Annotated in this window: 20 protein-coding genes; 10 read left to right on the top strand and 10 right to left on the bottom strand. The window is 59.3% G+C overall.

Annotated elements, in window-relative coordinates; genetic code table 11:
- Window positions 1-62 precede the first annotated feature (62 nt).
- From hisG to V0R60_RS22735, 7 genes are all read left to right on the top strand, one after another.
- On the top strand, window positions 63-698 hold the full coding sequence (gene hisG, locus V0R60_RS22705; protein WP_136477960.1) for an ATP phosphoribosyltransferase: 636 nt from the start codon (window positions 63-65) through the stop codon (window positions 696-698).
- Between the two features lie 126 nt (window positions 699-824).
- Window positions 825-2,150 (top strand): histidinol dehydrogenase, encoded by a 1,326-nt coding sequence (gene hisD, locus V0R60_RS22710; RefSeq protein WP_136477959.1) that lies wholly within the window; start codon window positions 825-827, stop codon window positions 2,148-2,150.
- 2 nt (window positions 2,151-2,152) lie between these two features.
- The gene (gene hisC, locus V0R60_RS22715) at window positions 2,153-3,199 is read left to right on the top strand and encodes a histidinol-phosphate transaminase (protein WP_136477958.1); all 1,047 of its coding nucleotides are present in this window, start codon (window positions 2,153-2,155) and stop codon (window positions 3,197-3,199) included.
- A gap of 135 nt (window positions 3,200-3,334) precedes the next feature.
- On the top strand, window positions 3,335-3,985 hold the full coding sequence (locus V0R60_RS22720; RefSeq protein ID WP_330080721.1) for a FadR/GntR family transcriptional regulator: 651 nt from the start codon (window positions 3,335-3,337) through the stop codon (window positions 3,983-3,985).
- Between the two features lie 15 nt (window positions 3,986-4,000).
- Window positions 4,001-5,284: a CynX/NimT family MFS transporter gene (locus tag V0R60_RS22725; RefSeq protein WP_136477956.1), complete on the top strand. Its 1,284-nt coding sequence runs from the start codon at window positions 4,001-4,003 to the stop codon at window positions 5,282-5,284.
- Between the two features lie 128 nt (window positions 5,285-5,412).
- Window positions 5,413-5,883 carry a nuclear transport factor 2 family protein gene (locus V0R60_RS22730; protein ID WP_136477955.1) on the top strand — a complete coding sequence of 157 codons (471 nt, stop codon included), beginning with the start codon at window positions 5,413-5,415 and terminating at the stop codon, window positions 5,881-5,883.
- A gap of 39 nt (window positions 5,884-5,922) precedes the next feature.
- Window positions 5,923-6,222: a GIY-YIG nuclease family protein gene (locus V0R60_RS22735; protein ID WP_136477954.1), complete on the top strand. Its 300-nt coding sequence runs from the start codon at window positions 5,923-5,925 to the stop codon at window positions 6,220-6,222.
- On the opposite strand, the gene yejK is transcribed toward V0R60_RS22735, so the two are convergent.
- The gene (gene yejK, locus V0R60_RS22740) at window positions 6,203-7,210 is read right to left on the bottom strand and encodes a nucleoid-associated protein YejK (protein ID WP_330080722.1); all 1,008 of its coding nucleotides are present in this window, start codon (window positions 7,208-7,210) and stop codon (window positions 6,203-6,205) included. The two genes, V0R60_RS22735 and yejK, sit on opposite strands and share 20 nt — an antisense overlap.
- Before the next feature lie 408 nt (window positions 7,211-7,618).
- On the opposite strand from yejK, the gene V0R60_RS22745 reads away from it, so the two are divergent.
- The gene (locus V0R60_RS22745) at window positions 7,619-7,900 is read left to right on the top strand and encodes an HU family DNA-binding protein (RefSeq protein WP_009398256.1); all 282 of its coding nucleotides are present in this window, start codon (window positions 7,619-7,621) and stop codon (window positions 7,898-7,900) included.
- Window positions 7,901-7,975: 75 nt separating this feature from the next.
- Here V0R60_RS22745 and rlmF read toward each other — a convergent pair whose 3' ends face one another.
- From rlmF to V0R60_RS22770, 5 genes are all read right to left on the bottom strand, one after another.
- Entirely contained in the window at window positions 7,976-8,920 is a 945-nt protein-coding gene (gene rlmF, locus V0R60_RS22750) for a 23S rRNA (adenine(1618)-N(6))-methyltransferase RlmF (RefSeq protein WP_330080723.1), read from the bottom strand.
- A 101-nt stretch (window positions 8,921-9,021) separates the two neighbouring features.
- Window positions 9,022-11,868 carry a valine--tRNA ligase gene (locus V0R60_RS22755; RefSeq protein WP_330080724.1) on the bottom strand — a complete coding sequence of 949 codons (2,847 nt, stop codon included), beginning with the start codon at window positions 11,866-11,868 and terminating at the stop codon, window positions 9,022-9,024.
- 114 nt (window positions 11,869-11,982) lie between these two features.
- Window positions 11,983-12,342: a DNA polymerase III subunit chi gene (locus V0R60_RS22760; RefSeq protein ID WP_136477950.1), complete on the bottom strand. Its 360-nt coding sequence runs from the start codon at window positions 12,340-12,342 to the stop codon at window positions 11,983-11,985.
- Between the two features lie 5 nt (window positions 12,343-12,347).
- Entirely contained in the window at window positions 12,348-12,776 is a 429-nt protein-coding gene (locus V0R60_RS22765) for a DNA polymerase III subunit chi (protein ID WP_136477949.1), read from the bottom strand.
- 53 nt (window positions 12,777-12,829) lie between these two features.
- Window positions 12,830-14,323 carry a leucyl aminopeptidase gene (locus V0R60_RS22770; RefSeq protein ID WP_136477948.1) on the bottom strand — a complete coding sequence of 498 codons (1,494 nt, stop codon included), beginning with the start codon at window positions 14,321-14,323 and terminating at the stop codon, window positions 12,830-12,832.
- 285 nt (window positions 14,324-14,608) lie between these two features.
- On the opposite strand from V0R60_RS22770, the gene lptF reads away from it, so the two are divergent.
- Window positions 14,609-15,724: an LPS export ABC transporter permease LptF gene (gene lptF / locus V0R60_RS22775; protein WP_330080725.1), complete on the top strand. Its 1,116-nt coding sequence runs from the start codon at window positions 14,609-14,611 to the stop codon at window positions 15,722-15,724.
- Window positions 15,717-16,778 carry an LPS export ABC transporter permease LptG gene (gene lptG / locus V0R60_RS22780; RefSeq protein WP_136477946.1) on the top strand — a complete coding sequence of 354 codons (1,062 nt, stop codon included), beginning with the start codon at window positions 15,717-15,719 and terminating at the stop codon, window positions 16,776-16,778. The genes lptF and lptG overlap by 8 nt, the downstream gene beginning before the upstream one ends.
- 49 nt (window positions 16,779-16,827) lie before the next feature.
- Here lptG and V0R60_RS22785 read toward each other — a convergent pair whose 3' ends face one another.
- The 4 genes from V0R60_RS22785 to V0R60_RS22800 all read right to left on the bottom strand — a co-directional run bounded on the left by V0R60_RS22785 (window position 16,828) and on the right by V0R60_RS22800 (window position 20,581).
- Window positions 16,828-17,316 carry an RDD family protein gene (locus V0R60_RS22785; RefSeq protein ID WP_330080726.1) on the bottom strand — a complete coding sequence of 163 codons (489 nt, stop codon included), beginning with the start codon at window positions 17,314-17,316 and terminating at the stop codon, window positions 16,828-16,830.
- Between the two features lie 173 nt (window positions 17,317-17,489).
- Window positions 17,490-17,702 (bottom strand): cold-shock protein, encoded by a 213-nt coding sequence (locus V0R60_RS22790; protein WP_007931076.1) that lies wholly within the window; start codon window positions 17,700-17,702, stop codon window positions 17,490-17,492.
- 349 nt (window positions 17,703-18,051) lie between these two features.
- Window positions 18,052-19,176: a glycine cleavage system aminomethyltransferase GcvT gene (gcvT, locus tag V0R60_RS22795; RefSeq protein WP_136477944.1), complete on the bottom strand. Its 1,125-nt coding sequence runs from the start codon at window positions 19,174-19,176 to the stop codon at window positions 18,052-18,054.
- Window positions 19,177-19,204: 28 nt separating this feature from the next.
- Window positions 19,205-20,581 carry an L-serine ammonia-lyase gene (locus V0R60_RS22800; protein ID WP_330080727.1) on the bottom strand — a complete coding sequence of 459 codons (1,377 nt, stop codon included), beginning with the start codon at window positions 20,579-20,581 and terminating at the stop codon, window positions 19,205-19,207.
- Window positions 20,582-20,600 lie beyond the last annotated feature (19 nt).

Genomic DNA, 20,600 nt, shown 5'->3' on the forward strand with positions numbered 1-20,600 from the left:
TGAATGCGGTCGGGCCAACTCAGGCCCGGCCGGCTGTAGCCGCATAAGGACCGACGTTTCCCATGTTGACCATCGCGCTATCCAAGGGTCGGATTCTCGACGATACCCTGCCACTGTTGGCAGAAGCGGGTATTGTTCCGACCGAAAACCCGGACAAGAGCCGCAAGCTGATCATTCCTACGACGCAGGACGATGTACGCCTGTTGATCGTACGCGCTACCGACGTGCCGACCTATGTCGAGCATGGCGCCGCCGATCTGGGTGTGGCCGGCAAGGACGTGCTGATGGAGTACGGCGGTCAGGGTCTCTATGAGCCGCTCGACCTGCAGATTGCTCAGTGCAAGCTGATGACTGCCGGCGCAATCGGCGCAGCCGAGCCCAAGGGCCGGTTGCGAGTGGCGACCAAGTTCGTCAACGTTGCCAAGCGCTACTATGCCGAGCAAGGCCGTCAGGTCGATATCATCAAATTGTACGGTTCGATGGAGCTGGCGCCGTTGATCGGTCTGGCTGACAAGATCATCGACGTCGTCGATACCGGCAACACGCTGCGCGCCAATGGCCTGGAACCCCAGGAAATGATTGCCACCATCAGCTCCCGGCTGGTGGTCAACAAGGCTTCGATGAAGATGCAGCATGCACGCATTCAAAGCCTGATCGACACCCTGCGCCAGGCTGTCGAATCGCGACACCGCGGCTGACCTCTGCGCGCGACCTTCGCTGTCGCGCCCGTCTATCCGCGTCATAGCCAATTTTCTCGGGTGCCCGCGCGGATGGACTGGTAGCTTAGGGTGCCTGAGCAATCGCCATTTATTGAGGCCCTCGCTATGACCACGTCCACTGCAATTGCCCGACTCAATGCCGCTGACCCGGATTTCGCCCGACATCTGGATCATCTGTTGAGCTGGGAAAGTGTGTCTGACGATACGGTCAACCAGCGTGTGCTCGACATCATCAAGGCTGTGCGTGAGCGCGGTGATGCGGCACTGGTGGAATTTACCCAGCGTTTCGATGGCGTGGATGCCAAATCGATCGATGACCTGATCCTCGGTCGTGAACGCCTGGAGCTGGCTCTGACACGCATTACCCAAGCTCAGCGCGAAGCCCTGGAAAAGGCTGCCAGCCGTGTGCGCAACTATCATGAACGGCAGAAGCAGGATTCCTGGAGCTATACCGAAGCCGACGGTACCGTGTTGGGCCAGAAGGTTACGCCACTGGATCGCGCCGGCCTCTACGTACCGGGCGGCAAGGCATCCTATCCTTCCTCGGTGCTGATGAATGCGATTCCAGCCAAGGTGGCCGGTGTTGGTGAGGTCGTCATGGTGGTGCCAACCCCGCGCGGTGAAGTCAACGAGCTGGTGCTCGCAGCGGCCTGTATTGCCGGTGTCGATCGGGTGTTCACCATTGGTGGAGCGCAGGCGGTCGCCGCGCTGGCCTATGGCACCGAAAGCGTGCCGCAGGTAGACAAAGTGGTCGGGCCCGGCAACATCTACGTGGCTACTGCCAAGCGTCATGTATTCGGCCAGGTAGGTATCGACATGATTGCCGGACCTTCGGAGATCCTGGTGGTGTGTGACGGCCAGACCGACCCGGACTGGATTGCCATGGACCTGTTCTCCCAGGCTGAGCACGACGAAGACGCACAATCGATCCTGGTGAGCCCGGATGCCGCGTTTCTCGACAAGGTGGCGGCGAGCATCGACAAGCTGCTGCCGACCATGGAACGTGCCGAAATCATTAAAACGTCGATCAACGGCCGCGGTGCGCTGATCCAGGTACGTGACATGCAGCAAGCCATGGAGGTCGCCAACCGTATCGCGCCCGAACACCTGGAACTTTCGGTAGCGGATCCACAAGCCTGGCTTCCACAGATTCGCCACGCCGGTGCGATCTTCATGGGGCGGCACACCAGCGAAGCGTTGGGTGACTACTGCGCAGGTCCAAACCACGTATTGCCGACCTCGGGCACCGCACGCTTCTCATCACCACTGGGGGTCTACGACTTCCAGAAGCGTTCGTCGATCATCTACTGCTCCGAACAGGGTGCATCGGAGCTTGGCCACACTGCGTCGATCCTGGCGCGCGGCGAATCGTTGACCGCCCACGCCCGCAGTGCTGAATACCGTATCGTTGCCGACAAAAAGGGGAACTGAGCATGAGTAAATTCTGGAGCCCCTTCGTCAAGGACCTGGTGCCTTACGTACCGGGTGAGCAACCGAAACTGGCCAGGCTGGTCAAGCTCAATACCAATGAAAATCCGTATGGCCCATCGCCAAAGGCGCTTGAGGCGATGCGTGGCGAGTTGAGCGACAATCTGCGTCTTTACCCCGATCCCAACAGCGATCTGCTCAAGCAGGCGGTAGCGAACTACTACGGGGTAAATGGCAACCAGGTGTTCCTGGGCAACGGCTCGGATGAAGTGCTGGCGCACATTTTCCACGGCCTGTTCCAGCACGGCGCGCCCTTGCTGTTCCCGGACATCAGTTACAGCTTCTATCCGGTCTACTGCGGTCTTTATGGCATTCCTTTCGAACAGGTTGCACTCGACGAGCAGTTCCAGATTCGTGTGGAAGATTATGCCAAGGCCAATGGCGGCATCATTTTCCCCAACCCCAACGCGCCTACTGGCTGCCTGTTGGCGCTGGATGCCATTGAGCACTTGCTCAAGGCCAACCCCAACTCGGTGGTGGTGGTCGATGAGGCCTACATCGACTTCGGTGGCGAAACGGCAATCAGCCTGGTGGATCGCTATGACAACCTGCTGGTCACTCAGACCTTGTCCAAGTCGCGCTCGCTGGCAGGCTTGCGAGTGGGTCTGGCAGTAGGGCATCCCGACCTGATCGAGGCTCTGGAGCGGATCAAGAACAGCTTCAACTCCTACCCGCTCGATCGCATGGCAATCGTCGGTGCGGCGGCGGCGTTCGACGATCGCGCCTACTTCGATGACACCTGCCGCAAAGTCATCGATAGCCGTGAAGCGCTGGTGGGCGAGCTTACTGCCCGTGGCTTTGAAGTGCTGCCTTCGGCCGCCAACTTCATTTTCGCCCGTCATCCGCAGCACGATGCCAGCGAATTGGCGGCGAAGCTGCGCGAGCAAGGGGTAATCGTGCGTCACTTCAAGCAAGCGCGTATTGCCCAATTCCTGCGCATTACTATCGGTACACCGGAGATGAATCAGGCATTGCTCGATGCGTTGAACTGACACTGCTACAAGTGGCTCGCGGGGCAAGCTCGCTCTCACAGGTTGGGAGCAGGCATGCCCCGCGATTGCTTTTACACATTCGAGAGGGGTATTCTCTCTCGCCTGAATTCATCCGATGATTGGATGTAAGTGCACATGACGCTACTCATCAAACGTTCTCTGGTCGAACAGGCTGTCGATCAACTCCGTCAACGCATTGCCAGCGGTGCTTGGTCGATAGGGCAGCGTCTGCCTACCGAACCTGAACTGGCCACCGAGCTTGGCATCAGCCGCAACACTGTGCGCGAAGCTATGCGGGTGTTGGCGTTCAGTGGTCTGGTCGAAGTCCGCCAGGGCGATGGCAGCTATCTGCGTACTGCTGTCGATCCGCTGCAGGCGGTGCAGGCTTTGTCGCGCTGCAGCCTGGAGCAGGCACGCGAAGCCCGGCACATTCTGGAAGCTGAGGCGATTGGCCTGGCAGCCTTGCGCCGCACCGATGAAGACCTGCACGGCCTGCGTGAGGCACTCGCTCATAGCAGCGAGCATTTCCATGCAGACCTCGAGCGTTACGTAGACTGCGATCTGATCTTTCACCAACGCCTGGTCGACGCTGCGCACAATCCGGCCCTGAGTGAGTTGTATCGCTACCTCTCCGGCGTGGTGGCGGCGACTGTCCATCACAATTTGAGCCACGCTCCGCGCTGCCAGCTGGTTTTCGACCTGCATGGGCAGATTCTCGAGGCCATCGAACAACGTGATTCGGACAAAGCCAAAGCGCTGAGCCGAACCCTGATCAACGAATCCTGACCTTGCGAGACTGCCATGGCGCATGACACTACCCGATCCGCTCCAGTGGCCAGTGGCCCGGAGCTTGAAGAACTGTTGATCGATGCCGAAGTGGACGATGAACAGGTGCAGCAGCAACCTGTGATGTTGCTGCGGCCCTGGTTGCTTCTGGTCGGCCTGGTGCTGGTGGCCCTGAACCTGCGCCCGGCATTGTCGAGCATGGCGCCGTTACTCGGTCTGGTTTCCGAAAGCCTCGGCCTCAGTGCTTCTCAGGCTGGACTGCTGACGACCTTACCCGTGCTTTGCCTGGGTTTGTTCGCGCCGTTGGCGCCGGTACTGGCTCGGCGTTTTGGCAGTGAGCGAGTGATCCTCGGCATTCTCCTGACCTTGGCGGCGGGCATTGCCGTGCGCAGCGCATTTGGTGCCACCGGGGTGTTCGTTGGCAGTGTCATGGCCGGCGCCAGTATCGGTGTGATTGGTGTGCTGTTACCCGGTATCGTCAAGCGCGACTTTCCCAGGCACGCCGGCACCTTGACCGGGGTCTACACCATGGCGCTGTGCCTGGGGGCTGCGATGGCGGCGGGCGGCACGGTGCCGTTGAGTGAGCACTTGGGCAATAGCTGGGAGTTGGGCCTGGGTTTCTGGTTGATTCCGGCGCTATTCGCTGCGCTGGTATGGCTGCCTCAGGCGCGCCAGGGCCATGGGCCGCATCATGTGGCCTATCGAGTTCGCGGTCTGCTGCGTGATCCGCTGGCCTGGCAGGTAACGCTGTACATGGGATTGCAGTCGTCACTGGCTTACATCGTATTCGGCTGGTTGCCATCGATTCTTATCGGCCGTGGCCTGTCGCCGACCGAAGCCGGCCTGGTGTTGTCCGGCTCGGTGATTGTGCAATTGATCAGCTCACTCAGTGCGCCTTGGCTGGCAACGCGAGGGCAAGATCAGCGCCTGGCCATTGTGTTGGTCATGCTGTTGGCCCTGGCTGGCTTGTTTGGATGCCTCTATGCGCCGATTGAAGGCCTCTGGGGCTGGGCTGTGGTGTTAGGCCTGGGGCAGGGTGGTACCTTTGCACTGGCGCTGACGCTGATCGTGCTGCGCTCCAAAGACGCTCATGTGGCGGCCAATCTATCGAGCATGGCTCAGGGGGTAGGTTACACCTTGGCATCCATGGGGCCATTTGCCGTGGGGCTGGTGCATGACTTGACCGGCGGCTGGGATGCAGTCGGCTGGATCTTTGCCGTGCTGGGCGTCGGCGCCATTGGCTTTGGCTTGAAGGCTGGGCGCAATCTGCATGTTCAGGTGGTCAGTGAGCGTGTGTGAGGCCTCACGAGTCATGCATTAGTCGGCATTTTGGAGGTTGCCGCTATTCATCCGGCAAATGCTCGTAGCTTTTTGCCACTTGCGCAGACTATCGTGCGGGTCCCTCCCTTCGGAAACGGACCCGCCTCATGAGCGCTGGCAATTGTGCTTTGATCAATCGCTTCTATCAGGCTTTCCAACGCCTGGACGCAGAAGCCATGGTGGCGTGCTACAGCGATGACATCGTCTTCAGTGACCCGGCCTTTGGTACCTTGCGTGGTAAAGACGCTGGCGACATGTGGCGCATGCTGGTCACCCGCGCCAAGGACTTCTCCCTGACCTTTGACAGCGTGCGCGCTGATGAGCACAGCGCAAGTGCTCATTGGGTCGCTACTTACCTGTTCAGCCAGACCGGTCGTATCGTAATCAATGACATTCAGGCCCATTTCGTTTTGCGCGATGGAAAAATCTGCGAGCACCGGGACAGTTTCAGTCTGTGGCGCTGGTCGCGGCAGGCGTTGGGCACCTCAGGGCTGTTGCTGGGGTGGACGCCGTTGGTGCAGGGCAAGGTGCGTGCTCAGGCGCTCAAGGGCTTGCGAGCGTTTCAGGCAGGCCGCTGAGGCGTTAAGCTGTGCGCTTTACCCTTCGCAGTCGATACCGTGACAGAGCCTATTGCCCAAGCACTGAACAAATCCTGGTATGTCTATCTGGTTCGCGCGGCCAACGGTTCGTTGTATTGCGGGATCAGCGATAACCCGCAGCGGCGTTTCATTGCTCATCAAAAAGGCCAGGGTGCCCGCTACTTCAGTACCAGCCCGGCAGTGGCGCTGGTATACGTCGAGGCGTGGCCGGACAAGGCCGAGGCATTGCGTCAGGAGCGCCTGGTAAAGAAACTGCGCAAGAGCGCAAAGGAGGCCTTGGTGGCCTCCTGGCAGGGGCTCAGTCCTTGCGGCGCTTGAGCTGATCGGTGAGCTGCGTCGGCAGTCCCTTGATGATCAGCGTGCCATTCTCTTCGTCATATTCGATCTTCGAACCCAACAGGTGTGCTTCGAAGCTGATCGACAGGCCTTCAGCGCGTCCGGTGAAGCGGCGGAACTGGTTCAAGGTGCGCTTGTCAGCGGGAATCTCCGGTGACAGGCCGTAATCCTTGTTGCGAATGTGCTCGTAGAACGCGCGGGGACGATCCTCGTCAATCAACCCGGAAAGCTCTTCCAGGGTCACTGGTTCGCCGGCCTTGGTTTGACTGGTGGCGTAGTCGACCAGGGTCTGGGTTTTTTCCCGGGCGGCCTCTTCAGGCAGATCCTCGCTTTCGACAAAATCGCTGAAAGCCTTGAGCAAGGTACGGGTTTCGCCGGGACCGTCGACGCCTTCCTGGCAGCCGATGAAGTCGCGGAAGTACTCCGAGACTTTTTTGCCGTTCTTGCCTTTGATGAACGAGATGTACTGTTTCGACGCCTTGTTGTTCTGCCACTCCGAAAGGTTGATCCGCGCGGCAAGGTGCAACTGGCCAAGATCCAGGTGACGGGACGGAGTGACATCCAGCTCGGCGTTCACCGCCACGCCTTCACTGTGGTGCAGCAGGGCGATTGCCAGGTAGTCGGTCATGCCTTGCTGATAGTGGGCAAACAGGACGTGGCCACCCACCGACAGGTTGGATTCCTCCATCAGCTTTTGCAGGTGCTCGACGGCAACGCGGCTGAAGGCAGTGAAGGTGCTGCTATCTTCCAGGTATTCTTTCAACCAGCCGCTGAACGGATGGGCGCCGGATTCGGCGTGAAAGTAGCCCCAGGCTTTGCCCTGTTTGGCGTTGTAGCTGTCGTTGAGGTCGGCCAGAAGGTTTTCGATGGCGCCGGACTCGGCAAGCTCGGAGTCGCGAGCGTGCAGCACAGCAGGGCTGCCATCGGGTTTCTTGTCGATCAGGTGGACGATGCAATGACGGATCGGCATGGGATTCTCGGTTGAAAATGGGCGGTGCTGGCCGCGTTGCAAAGTTGCCAAGTGTACCTCAGGCCGAAGGTGATTCTGCGGCCAGATGTTGGCAGAAATGTCGGTTGTTCGTTTTTTGTTCAGTTTTTTGCGCTTTTTCGCGCAAACCCCCGAAAAACCTGCACATTTACCGTGTCAGCAGCGGATATTTATCCATTCCTGTGGTAGTTTTGCCCGGTCTTGCGCACCGTGTGTGGCGCATTGCTGGCAGACCGCTCGCGTCAGGTCGAACCAAACGTCTTTTTGCGTATCTACATACGCGATTGACATGGCTTTAACTCCGGACCGCTGGATACCCCGCAGGTCTGGCTCGATGACTGACGTAGCACTCTGCATACTCACTGAATTTGATAGGGAAGGAACACCACCATGGCATTGACCAAAGACCAACTGATCGCCGACATCGCCGAAGCTATTGACGCGCCGAAAACCACCGCGCGTAACGCTCTGGAGCAACTGGGTCAGATCGTTGCTGATCAACTGGAAAATGGCAGCGAAATCACTCTGCCAGGCATTGGCAAACTGAAAATCACCGAGCGTCCTGCCCGTACCGGCCGCAACCCTTCGACTGGCGCTGCCATCGAAATCGCTGCCAAGAAAGTTGTTAAGTTCGTGCCAGCCAAAGTGCTGACCGACGCTGTAAACAAGTAAGTGTAAACAGCAAAAAAAACCGCGTCTGGTGTGAGCCAGGCGCGGTTTTTTTGTGCCTTGTGCTGGGCGCGCGTGTTACTTGCTCGCCCAGCGGGCTTGGCGGGCGCTGGCATCCTGGAAGGTCCAGGCCACCATCCGGCTTTGCTTCTGTCCTTGGCCCATCTCGACAATGCGCACTTCCTGAGCACCGGCCTTCTTCAATGCAGCTTCAATGCCGGGCAGGTTGGACGCCTTGGACACCAATGAGGTGAACCACATCACCTGTTTAGCAAGCGCAACGCTTTCAGCCACCAACTGGCTGACGAAACGGATTTCTCCGCCTTCGCACCAAAGTTCATTGTTCTGCCCACCAAAGTTGAGCACCGGCAACTTGCGCTTGGGGTCTGCCTTGCCCAGTGCTCGCCATTTGCGCTGGCTACCACGAGTGGCTTCCTCTCGCGAGGCGTGAAACGGCGGATTGCACAGGGTCAGGTCGTAACGCTCGTCGTCTTTTAGCAGGCCCATGAGAATGTGCTTGCGGTTGCTTTGCTGGCGCAGGCTGATGGCTTTGTCCAGGCCGTTGGCGTGCACGATGGCCTTCGCTGCCGCTAGCGCCGTGGCGTCGATGTCCGAGCCGAGGAAGCGCCAGCGGTAATCACTGTGGCCCAGTAACGGGTAGATGCAGTTGGCACCGACACCGATATCCAGGGCGCGTACCTGGGGCCCACGGGGGATTTCGCCGCCGTTGTCCAGGGCCAGCAGATCGGCTGCTACGTGAATGTAGTCGGCACGACCAGGAATCGGTGGGCACAGGTAGTCGGCGGGAATATCCCAGTGTTGGATACCGTACTGAGCCTTGAGCAGGGCACGGTTGAACACCCTGACTGCCTCGGGATTGGCAAAGTCGATACTGGGCTTGCCGTATGGATTGGTGATCATGAACTGGCCCAATTCAGGGCTACTCTTGATCAACTCGGGGAAGTTGTAACGGCCCTGGTGGCGGTTGCGCGGATGCAGGGTCGGTTTGTCAGGTGTCGTCATTTTAAGGTCCGGTGAAAAGCATCGCGGGTCAAGCCCGCTCCTACAGGGTGTCCTGTGGGAGCGGGCTTGACCCGCGATAGCATCACTGAAATCAGCGATGTTTACAGGGCGGCGATCCGTGCATGCTGCTCGGTGAAGTTGGCCAGGGCTTGTTCAGCCTCGGCCAGCTTGGCGCGTTCCTTGTCGATCACTGCTGGCGGCGCCTTGTCGACGAAGGCTGCGTTGGACAGCTTGCCGCCCACACGCTGAACTTCGCCTTGCAGACGCTGAATTTCCTTGTTCAGGCGTGCCAGCTCGGCGTCCTTGTCGATCAGGCCAGCCATCGGCACCAGCACTTGCAGGTCGCCCACCAGCGCCGTGGCGCTCAGCGGTGCTTCGTCCTGTTCGCCCAATACGGTGAAGGACTCGATTTTCGCCAGCTTTTTCAGCAGCGCTTCGTTTTCCTGCAGACGGCGTTGGTCTTCGGCGTTGGCGTTCTTGAGGAACAATTGCAGCGGCTTGCCAGGGCCGATGTTCATTTCGCCACGGATGTTACGGACACCGAGCATCAATTCCTTGAGCCACTCGATATCGTCTTCGGCCGCCGCATCGATGCGGCTGTCATTGGCCACCGGCCATGGCTGCAGCATGATGGTCTTGCCTTCGGCACCGGCCAGCGGCGCGAGGCGCTGCCAGATTTCTTCGGTGATGAACGGCATGAACGGGTGCGCCAGGCGCAAGGCCACTTCCAGCACTCGCACCAGGGTGCGGCGGGTGCCACGGGCGCGCTCGACCGGGGCGTTTTCGTCCCACAGCACAGGCTTGGACAGTTCCAGGTACCAGTCGCAATACTGGTTCCAGATAAACTCGTAAAGCGCCTGTGCAGCCAGGTCGAAGCGGAACTGCTCCAACTGGCGGGTGACTTCGGCTTCGGTACGCTGCAACTGCGAAATGATCCAGCGGTCAGCCAGCGACAGCTCGTAGGCTTCGCCGTTCTGGCCACAGTCTTCGCCTTTGTCCAGCACGTAGCGGGCGGCGTTCCAGATCTTGTTGCAGAAGTTGCGATAGCCTTCTACGCGGCCCATGTCGAACTTGATGTCACGACCGGTAGATGCCAGCGAGCAGAAGGTGAAGCGCAGGGCATCGGTGCCATAGCTGGCGATGCCTTCGGGGAACTCGGCCTTGGTCTGCTTGGCGATTTTTTCGGCAAGCTTGGGTTGCATCAGGCCGCTGGTGCGTTTTTCCAGCAGTTCATCCAGGGTAATGCCGTCGACAATGTCCAATGGGTCAAGGACGTTGCCCTTGGACTTGGACATCTTCTGGCCCTGGCCATCGCGAACCAGGCCGTGAACGTACACGGTCTTGAACGGAACTTGCGGGGTGCCATCCTCGTTCTTCACCAGGTGCATGGTCAGCATGATCATCCGGGCAACCCAGAAGAAAATGATGTCGAAACCGGTGACCAGTACATCGGTGGAGTGGAAGGTCTTGAGGAATTCGGTCTGCTGCGGCCAGCCCAGAGTCGAAAAGGTCCACAGGCCCGAGCTGAACCAGGTATCGAGTACGTCGTTGTCCTGATTCAGGACAACCTCGGCGCCGAGGTTGTGCTTGCTGCGAACCTCTTCTTCGCTGCGGCCTACATAAACCTTGCCGGACTCGTCGTACCAGGCAGGAATGCGGTGGCCCCACCACAGCTGACGGCTGATGCACCAGTCCTGGATGTCACGCATCCACGAGAAGTACATGTTTTCATACTGTTTAGGCACGAACTGGATACGGCCATCTTCAACGGCGGCAATGGCAGGCTCGGCCAGCGGTTTGGTCGACACGTACCACTGGTCGGTCAGCCAAGGCTCGATGACAGTGCCCGAGCGGTCGCCTTTCGGCACTTTAAGGGCGTGGTCATCGACGCTTACCAGCAGGCCGGCGGCGTCGAAGTCGGCGACGATCTGCTTGCGCGCAACAAAACGGTCAAGGCCAGCGTACTGGGCGGGCAGGGTGGCGTCGACGCTTTCGTTGACGCTGCCGTCGAGATTGAATACCTGGGCAGCAGGTAATACGAAGGCGTTCTTGTCGAAGATATTGAGCAGTGGCAGGTTGTGGCGCTTGCCGACTTCATAGTCGTTGAAGTCGTGGGCCGGGGTGATCTTCACGCAACCGGTACCGAACGCCGGGTCACAGTAGTCGTCGGCGATGATCGGGATGCGACGGCCAACCAGCGGCAACTCGACAAACTTGCCGATCAGTGCCTTGTAACGTTCGTCTTCGGGGTTAACGGCAACGGCGGCGTCGCCGAGCATGGTTTCCGGACGGGTAGTTGCAACCACCAGGTAGTCTTTGCCGTCGGCGGTCTTGGCACCGTCAGCCAGTGGGTAACGCAGGTTCCACAGGTGACCTTTCTCGTCGTGGTTCTCCACTTCGAGATCGGAGATCGCCGTGTGCAGCTTGGTGTCCCAGTTGACCAGGCGCTTACCGCGGTAGATCAAGCCGTCTTCGTGCAGGCGCACGAAGGCTTCCTTGACCGCTTCGGACAGGCCGTCGTCCATCGTGAAACGCTCACGGCTCCAGTCGACGGAGGAGCCCAGGCGGCGGATCTGACGGCTGATGTTGCCACCGGACTGATCTTTCCATTCCCAGACTTTTTCCAGGAACTTTTCGCGGCCCAGGTCGTGGCGGCTCTGGCCTTTGGCTTCAAGCTGACGCTCGACCAGCATCTGGGTAGCGATACCGGCGTGGTCGGTGCCCGGCTGCCACAGGGTGTTGCGGCCCTGCATACGACGGAAACGGATCAGGGCGTCCATGATCGCGTTGTTGAAGCCATGACCCATGTGCAGGCTGCCGGTTACGTTCGGCGGCGGAATCATGATTGTGTAGGCATCGCCCGCGCCTTGCGGAGCGAAATAATTCTCTGACTCCCAGGTGTTGTACCAGGAAGTTTCAATAGCGTGCGGCTGGTAGGTCTTATCCATGCGCGGCGGGACCCTATGGCATTTATTCAGGAAAGCCGGAGAGTATAACGAAGCGGCAAGCTTCAAGCGACAAGCTCAGCGCGCCGCACGGCGCTTGAAGCTTGCCGCTATTGCCTATTGATTGAGCAGGCGTTCGAGCCGGGCATCGAGGCGACGCTTGATTTCGTTCTCGATGTGCGGGGTAAAGTCGTTGATCACGTCCTGCATGATCAACTGCGCCGCCGCGCGCAGTTCGCTATCAAGGTGCAGCAGGGTTTCCTGACGCTTTGCCTGTGGGTCGGCTGGCGCTTGCGGTGTGGGTTCTGTTGCCACCACAGGGGCTGGATCGGCTTCTTCGAGCAGTAGTGGAATCTGCTCTTCGACGGTCTCGGTCAGCAGTGGTGGCTCGAGAGACTCATCGCCCAGCAATTGGCGAATCGATTCGAGGTCGTCCAGCAGGTGGGCGGATTGGGGCAAGGGAGTGGGTTTGTCCATTGTCTTCAGAGTCGCTGTAAGCGGTGATCTTGCAGAGCATAGCCCTGTTCGCGATAGAAACGGAAACTCTCTCGGGCGGCCTGGCGGATCGTTGGCTCTTCGACAACGATCTCGGCAATGCGGGCAAAGCGCGCGGCGAACGGAGCCACCTTCAGATCAAGGTTGATCAGCAGGTCCGTGTGGCTGCCGCAGTCAGCACCGAGCCCCAGCACGACACCGCCCAGAGCGAACTCTTCGGCGTTGTTGTGTGGTACGAACGTCTCAGCCTTGAACGCCCACAGGCGCGCGTCCAGATCGTCACGCTGGGCGGCATCGGCACAGTGCAGGTAGACCTGATGGCCCATGCGCCAGGCTTTCTCGCAGAGTTTGCAGGCAAAATCCAGGCGCGCCGACGGCGCGTCACTGGGCAGAATATAAAAGTCGACTTTACTCATGATTAGCGGGCCGGCCGGCTACGCCCGAATGGGCGCAGGCGGCAGGCACTGTCTCAGACGTTGGCGCGGTCGAGCAGGTATTGGGTCAGCAGCGGGACCGGACGGCCAGTGGCGCCTTTGTCCTTGCCGCCACTGATCCAGGCGGTACCGGCGATATCCAGGTGCGCCCAGTTGTAGGCCTTGGCAAAGCGCGACAGGAAACAGCCAGCGGTTATGCTGCCTGCCTTGGGGCCGCCAATGTTGGCGATGTCGGCAAACGGGCTGTCGAGTTGCTCCTGGTACTCGTCGAACAGAGGCAACTGCCAGGCGCGGTCGTCAGCGCGCTTGCCGGCGTCGAGCAACTGGTTGATCAGATCGTCGTTGTTGCCCATCAGGCCCGAGGTGTGGCTGCCCAGGGCGACGATGCAGGCACCGGTGAGGGTGGCGATGTCGATCACTGCCTGAGGCTTGAAGCGCTCTGCGTAGGTCAGGGCATCACACAGTACCAGGCGGCCTTCGGCGTCGGTATTGAGGATTTCGACGGTCTGACCGCTCATGGTGGTAACGATGTCGCCTGGACGGGTGGCGCCGCCGCTTGGCATATTTTCGGCACAGGCCAGCAGGCACACCAGGTTGATCGGCAGTTGCAGTTCGAGCACTGCACGCACAGTGCCGAAGACACTGGCAGCACCACCCATGTCATATTTCATTTCGTCCATGCCGGCACCGGGCTTGAGGCTGATGCCACCGGTGTCGAAGGTGATGCCTTTGCCCACCAGCACGTAGGGCTTCTCGCTTTTCTTGCCACCCTGATAGTTGAGCACGATCAGGCGTGGTGGCTGGTCGCTACCCTGGCCTACGGCGTAGAAGGCGCCCATGCCCAGTTCCTTGATTTTTTTCTCATCAAGGACTTCGACCTTGAGACCCTTGTAGGCCTTGCCCAGACCTTTGGCCTGTTCGGCGAGGAAGCTTGGGTGGCAGACGTTAGGTGGCAGATTGCCCAGGTCACGGGCAAGGCTCATGCCGGAGGCAATGGCGCTAGCGTGCTTGACGGCGCGCTGGACCTCGGCGGCACCGGCCTTGTCGGCCAGCAAGGTGATTTTCTTCAGGGCGCGAGGCTCGGCTTTTTTACTCTTGAACTGGTCGAAGACGTACTCGCCATCGAGCAGGGTCTCGGCCAGCAGGCGCGATTGGCTGTAGAAAGCATCGCGGCCGGTCACTGCCACTTCGTCCAGTGCCAGCACCGCGTCGCTGCCGTTGAGGCCCTTGAGTACGTTCAGCACGCAAGAAACCACTTTGCGCCAGCTGCGGTCTCCCAGTTCGTTGTCCTTGCCGGTGCCAACCAGTAGAACCCGTTCGGCCTTGAGGTTGGGCAGGCCTTGCAGCAGCAGGGTCTGGCCCAGCTTGCCGGTCAGGTCGCCACGCTTGAGAACAGCGCTCAGCGCGCCGGCGCAGGCTTCATCGACAGCCTTGGCGCTGGCGCCAAGCTTGCGCCCTTCGCCCACCCCAAGCACCAGGGTGGCGGTTTTCAAGGATGCAGCGGCTACACTTTTTACAACCAGTTCCATGTCAGGGTCCCCGAATGATCTGTCTTTGCGCGTTGTCTATGCAGGCGCTTGAGCGAGCTGGCCGCGTACTCGCGCACCAGTTAGAAAGCTGCCAGTTTGAGCCTGCTCGGACCGACCTGACAACCCCGTTGACCACGCATTGTGCGTCGCCAGTGACAGGCACGGCCAATCACAGGATAATGCGCCAACTTTTGTGCAGGTTCGCTCAGGCGAGCCAGCAACTATCTTGGCTGTTATGGATTTCTTGTTTGGCTGTCCGAGCCTGACAACCCAGGAGTGTCTGGTTTGATCGTCTTCCGATATCTATCCCGCGAGGTCCTGGTGACCTTGAGTGCCGTCAGCGCCGTGCTGCTGGTGATCATCATGAGCGGGCGCTTCATCAAGTACCTGGCCCAGGCGGCCCAGGGCATACTCGATCCGGGTGTGCTTTTTCTGATCATGGGCTATCGGCTGCCGGGTTTCCTGCAACTGATTCTGCCTCTGGGGTTGTTCCTGGGGATTCTCCTGGCCTACGGTCGCCTGTACCTTGAAAGCGAGATGACTGTGCTCTCGGCCACCGGCATGAGCCAGCAGCGTCTGCTGGGCATGACTATGGCCCCGGCTGCGCTGGTGGCAGTGCTGGTAGCCTGGTTGAGTCTGGGCCTGGCACCGCAGGGTGTTACCAAAGTTGCTCAGATCATCAACCAGCAGGATGCCTTGACCGAGTTCGATACCTTGGTACCGGGCCGTTTCCAGACCTTGCGCGATGGCAGCCGTGTCACTTACACCGAACAACTGTCTGAAGATCGTGGCAACCTGGCTGGAGTGTTCATTTCCGAGAAGCGTTTCTCCCAGGACAAGACCAAAGAGCGTGCACCCTCGGTACTGGTGGCTGAAAAGGGTCGCCAGGAAATCGGTGCCGACGGCAACCGTTACCTGATCCTGGAAAACGGCTATCGCTATGATGGCAACCCTGGACAGGCCGACTACCGTGCCATCAAGTACGACACCTATGGCGTATTGCTGCCCAAGCCCGAGGTCAGCGAAGAAATCACTGATCGCGAGGCTATTCCGACCTCCGAGCTGTTGGCTAGCGACGGGCGACGCGAGCGTGCCGAGCTGCAATGGCGTCTGTCGTTGCCCCTGCTGGTATTCGTCGTAACCCTGCTGGCAGTGCCGCTGTCACGGGTCAATCCTCGCCAGGGCCGCTTCCTCAAGCTGCTGCCGGCAATTCTTCTGTATATGGCGTATCTGACTATGCTGATTGCCGTGCGCGGTGCCCTGGAAAAAGGCAAGTTGCCGATCGGCCTTGGCATCTGGTGGGTCCACGGACTGTTCCTGCTCATCGGCCTGGGCTTGATGTATTGGGAGCCATTGCGCCTCAAGCGTGCCGCGCGTCGTGCGGAGGTGGCCCATGGTTAAGCTCGACCGCTACATCGGCAGGAGTGTGCTGGTGGCCATTCTTGCCGTGCTCGGGATCATCCTGGGCCTGGCATCGCTGTTTGCCTTTATCGATGAGATGGGCGATATCACGGACAGCTACACCCTGATGGATGCGGGCAACTTCGTGTTGCTGACCGCGCCGCGGCGCCTTTACGACATGCTGCCAATGGCAGCCCTGATCGGTTGCCTGATCGGCCTGGGCAGCCTGGCCAGCAGCAGCGAACTGACCATCATGCGTGCTGCCGGGGTTTCCATCGGACGCATCGTCTGGGCGGTCATGAAGCCCATGCTGGTACTGATGCTCGCCGGTATCCTGATCGGTGAGTATCTGGCCCCAGTAACCGAAAACAAAGCCCAGGCCGACCGCTCCCTGGCTCAGGGCAGTGGTAACGCCCAGAGCTCCAAGCGCGGTATGTGGCACCGCCAGGGCGACGAATTCGTGCACATCAACTCGGTGCAGCCCAATGGCCTGCTGTACGGGGTAACCCGCTACCGCTTCGATAACGAACGGCACCTGGTTACCTCGAGCTTTGCGCGCCGTGCGCAATACCAGGAAGACCACTGGCAGTTGAGCGACGTGACCACCACGCATTTTCGTGGTGACCACACCGAAGTCGTCAAGGCGCCGGCAGAGCGCTGGGATGTTACGGTTACCCCGCAACTGCTCAACACCGTGGTGCTGGCACCAGAATCTCTATCGATTACAGGCTTGTGGGATTACATCCATTATCTGTCCGACCAGGGCCTGAACAATGCTCGCTACTGGCTGGCTTTCTGGACCAAGGTGTTGCAGCCGATGGTTACCGCTGCGCTGGTGCTCATGGCTATTTCCTTCATCTTCGGTCCGTTGCGTTCGGTGACCTTGGGTCAGCGAGTGTTTACCGGTGTACTGGTAGGCTTTGTATTCCGCATTGCCCAGGACCTGCTGGGCCCGTCCAGCCAGGTATTCGGTTTCCCACCGCTGCTGGCGGTAGTGATACCCGCGGCGATCTGTGCGGGTGCAGGATTGTGGATGCTGCGTCGAGCGGGTTGAGTACACGCGCGTAAAAAAGCCGACCCCAGGGTCGGCTTTTTTGGGCCTGTCACTTTTTGCTCTTGGGTAGCTGAACCAGTTGCGTCTCGGAGTACATGTCATGCCAGGTACGCTGGCGCTTGTCGAGCAGCGACCATATGAAGCCCAGGCCCAGGCACAACCAGGAGGCGATGGAGACGACGAAACGCAACAGGGCCTGCCACAGGCTGATGGCACTGCCGTCGGCGTTCTGTACGCGAATGCGCCATACCTGCATGCCGAGCGTCTGTCCGCCGTGGGTCCAGAACTTGGCGAAAAACCCGAATAGCACGAACAGCAGCACCGTCGACAGCAGCGGATCACCGTCCAATGCGCCAGCATCGGTCATTGCGCGCATTTGCGCTTCTCCGATAATCGCCATCTGGATCATTTTGTAGATGCCAGCGGTCACGATCAGCAATGCGGTACACAGAAGAAAGTCATAGAACATGGCAGCCAGGCGCCGGCCGAGGCCGACGGTGGGGTAATCACCCTGGGGCTGCAACAACTGCTTGGGCATACTAAGTGCCCTCCTTGGGCAAAAGGAGCCATTCTACGGAATTGCGCGGAAAAATCGTTGCCCTGTGGCACGGTTTAGCTGCCAGGTTGTTTTCGCCGTGCCAGTGCGTGGTCACCGAGCGCGCACAAAAAAGCCCCTGCTGTTGCCAGCAGGGGCCTCTTTGTTGAGGAAGATCAGCCTTCGGCTTGAACTTCGTCAGCCTGCATGCCCTTCTGGCCTTGCACGGCGATAAAGGTAACTTTCTGGCCTTCTTTCAGGCTCTTGAAGCCGTTACCCTGGATAGCGCGGAAGTGTACGAACAGATCCGGACCGCTTTCTGGAGTGATGAAACCAAAACCTTTCTCGTCGTTAAACCACTTGACGGTACCGCTCTGACGTTGGGACATTGTCTTATTTCCTTTGAAACTTAGAATTAGTAACAGCTTCTTCCAAATGAAAGAGTACTGGGCTGGGTTGCAGGAAAGTAAGAGACGTCGAACGGGTTGTAGCAAATCTCAGCGCTACTGCCCAGGTCACGAACCATAGCGACCCATGCAAACACAGTGCAGTGACTCTACGCTAACTCAGTTGGCAAAAACAAGCCCTGGAAGCCGCTCCCTCTCTACCTTTTAGCTGTCCTTCGGTCGATTTTTTTTTGCTCATCCCAGACCGTGCAGAGGCGCTTTTCGAAAGTTATAAAACACGTTCGAATTCGAAAATCCGAACGCGTTATGACACAAAGTTTCAACTATCGTTTCAGCCCCGGTAATAGCGTTGGGCAACGAACGGCATCTTGCTAACTTTCATCGCGACCCGCTTACCGCGAACAATAGCCCAGACCGGTGTATCAATTGCGCTATGGGCAGTATCGAGATAACCCATTGCCACCGGCGCGGTCAGGGTTGGACCGAAACCACCGCTGCAAACTTTACCGATGACCGAACCGGCTTCATCGACAATCTCTGCCTCTTCACGTACCGGTGTGCGCTCTTGTGGCAACAAGCCCACACGCTTGCGAACGACGCCGTTCTTCTGCTGGGCGAAAATCTGCTCGGCACCTGGGAACCCCCCTGCGCGTTCGCCATCGGTGCGGCGCACCTTGGAAATTGCCCACAGCAGACTGGCCTCGATAGGGGTGGTCTGGGTGTTCATATCGTGGCCGTACAGGCACAGGCCGGCTTCAAGGCGCAAGGAGTCGCGAGCACCGAGGCCGATTGCCGCTACTTCTGGTTCTTCCAGCAGTCGGCGGGCCAGGGCGTCGACCTGCTCGGCCGGAACGGAAATTTCGAAGCCGTCTTCACCGGTGTAGCCGGAGCGGCTGACGAAGCAGTCGGCGCCAAGCAGTTGCACAGGCTTGAATTGCATGAAGGTCATGGTGGCTACTTCTGGTGCCAGGCGCTCGAGCACATTGACTGCCTTCGGGCCTTGCAGGGCCAGCAGTGCGCGTTCTTCGAACAATGGCTGGATCTGGCACTGTTCGCCAATGTGCTTGCGCAGGTGGGCCAGGTCCTGGTCCTTGCAGGCGGCGTTGACCACCAGGAACAGTTCATCGTTGCCCAGGTTGGCAACCATCAGGTCGTCCAGGATGCCACCCTGTTCGTTGATGAACATTGCGTAGCGTTGCATACCCACTGGCAGATCGATGATATCCACCGGAACCAGGGTTTCCAGCGCCTTGGCAGCGTTAGCGCCGGTCAGCCGGATCTGGCCCATGTGTGAGACATCGAACAGACCCGCCTGTTCACGGGTATGCAAATGCTCCTTCATCACGCCCAGAGGGTATTGGACCGGCATGTCGTAGCCTGCGAAAGGCACCATGCGTGCGCCCAGTTCCAGATGCAGGGCATGCAACGGGGTCTTGTGCAGCGTTTCGGTGGACATTGATGACTCCTTGGGACTTGAGAGGGTGTCAACATTCAATGATGTTGACGGCCAGACCGCCGCGGGCGGTCTCCTTGTATTTGCTTTTCATGTCGGCGCCGGTCTGGCGCATGGTGCGAATGACCTTGTCGAGAGAAACAAAATGCTGACCATCACCCCGCAGGGCCATTCGCACCGCATTGATAGCCTTCACCGAGCCCATTGCGTTGCGCTCGATGCAAGGCACCTGAACCAATCCTCCAATTGGATCGCAGGTCAGGCCCAGGTTGTGTTCCATGCCAATTTCGGCGGCGTTCTCCACCTGTTGCACGCTGCCACCCATGACTTCGCACAGAGCGCCGGCAGCCATTGAACAGGCGACCCCGACTTCGCCCTGACAGCCGACTTCGGCACCGGAGATCGAAGCATTTTCCTTATAGAGAATGCCGATGGCCGCCGCGGTCAGCAGAAAGCGCACGACGCCATCTTCATTGGCTCCGTTGATAAAGCGCATGTAGTAATGCAGTACCGCAGGCACGATTCCGGCGGCGCCGTTGGTGGGGGCGGTAACCACGCGTCCGCCGAAGGCGTTTTCTTCGTTTACCGCCAGTGCGTAGAGGTTGACCCAGTCCAGTACCGAGAGGGCATCACGCAGGCTTGCTTCGGGGTTGCTGCAGAGCTGGCGGTACAGCGCGGCTGCCCGGCGCTTGACCTTCAGTCCACCCGGCAGGATGCCTTCGTTGCGGCAACCGGCGGCCACGCAGTCCTGCATCACTTGCCAGATACGCAACAGCCCGCTGCGGGTTTCGCTTTCCGTACGCCAGGCCGCTTCATTGGCCAGCATCACCTGGCTGATCGAGAGGTTCAGTGCAGTGCAGTGGCCAAGCAGTTCCTTGGCAGTCTTGAACGGGTAGGGCAGGACGGTGCTGTCTTCGACGATACGGTCGGCACCAGCGGCGTCTTCATCAACGACAAAGCCTCCGCCCACCGAGTAATACTCGCGGCTACGGATTTGCAGGCCGGCGCTGTCGAAGGCGCGGAAAATCATGCCATTGGGATGGTAGGCCAAGGGCTTGCGAATCATCGCCAGGTGTTGCTTCTCGATGAATTCAATGTCGTGCTCGCCCAACAGCTTGAGCCTACCGCAGCTGCGGATGGCCTGCAGGCGAGTGGGGATGGTTTCGGTATCGACGCTGTCTGGATGTTCGCCTTCGAGGCCCAGAATCACGGCCTTGTCGCTGCCGTGCCCCTTGCCGGTGGCACCCAGCGAACCATACAGCTCGACTTTAACGCTGGTAGTGGCCTTTAGCAGATCGTCGCGGCGCAGTCCTTCGGCAAATCGCGCAGCGGCGCGCATCGGGCCGACGGTATGAGAACTGGAGGGGCCGATGCCGATCTTGAACAGGTCGAAGACGCTAAGTGACATGGTTGTGCCCTCGTGATGG

The organism is Pseudomonas auratipiscis, from assembly GCF_036324085.1.
Classification (GTDB): domain Bacteria; phylum Pseudomonadota; class Gammaproteobacteria; order Pseudomonadales; family Pseudomonadaceae; genus Aquipseudomonas; species Aquipseudomonas auratipiscis.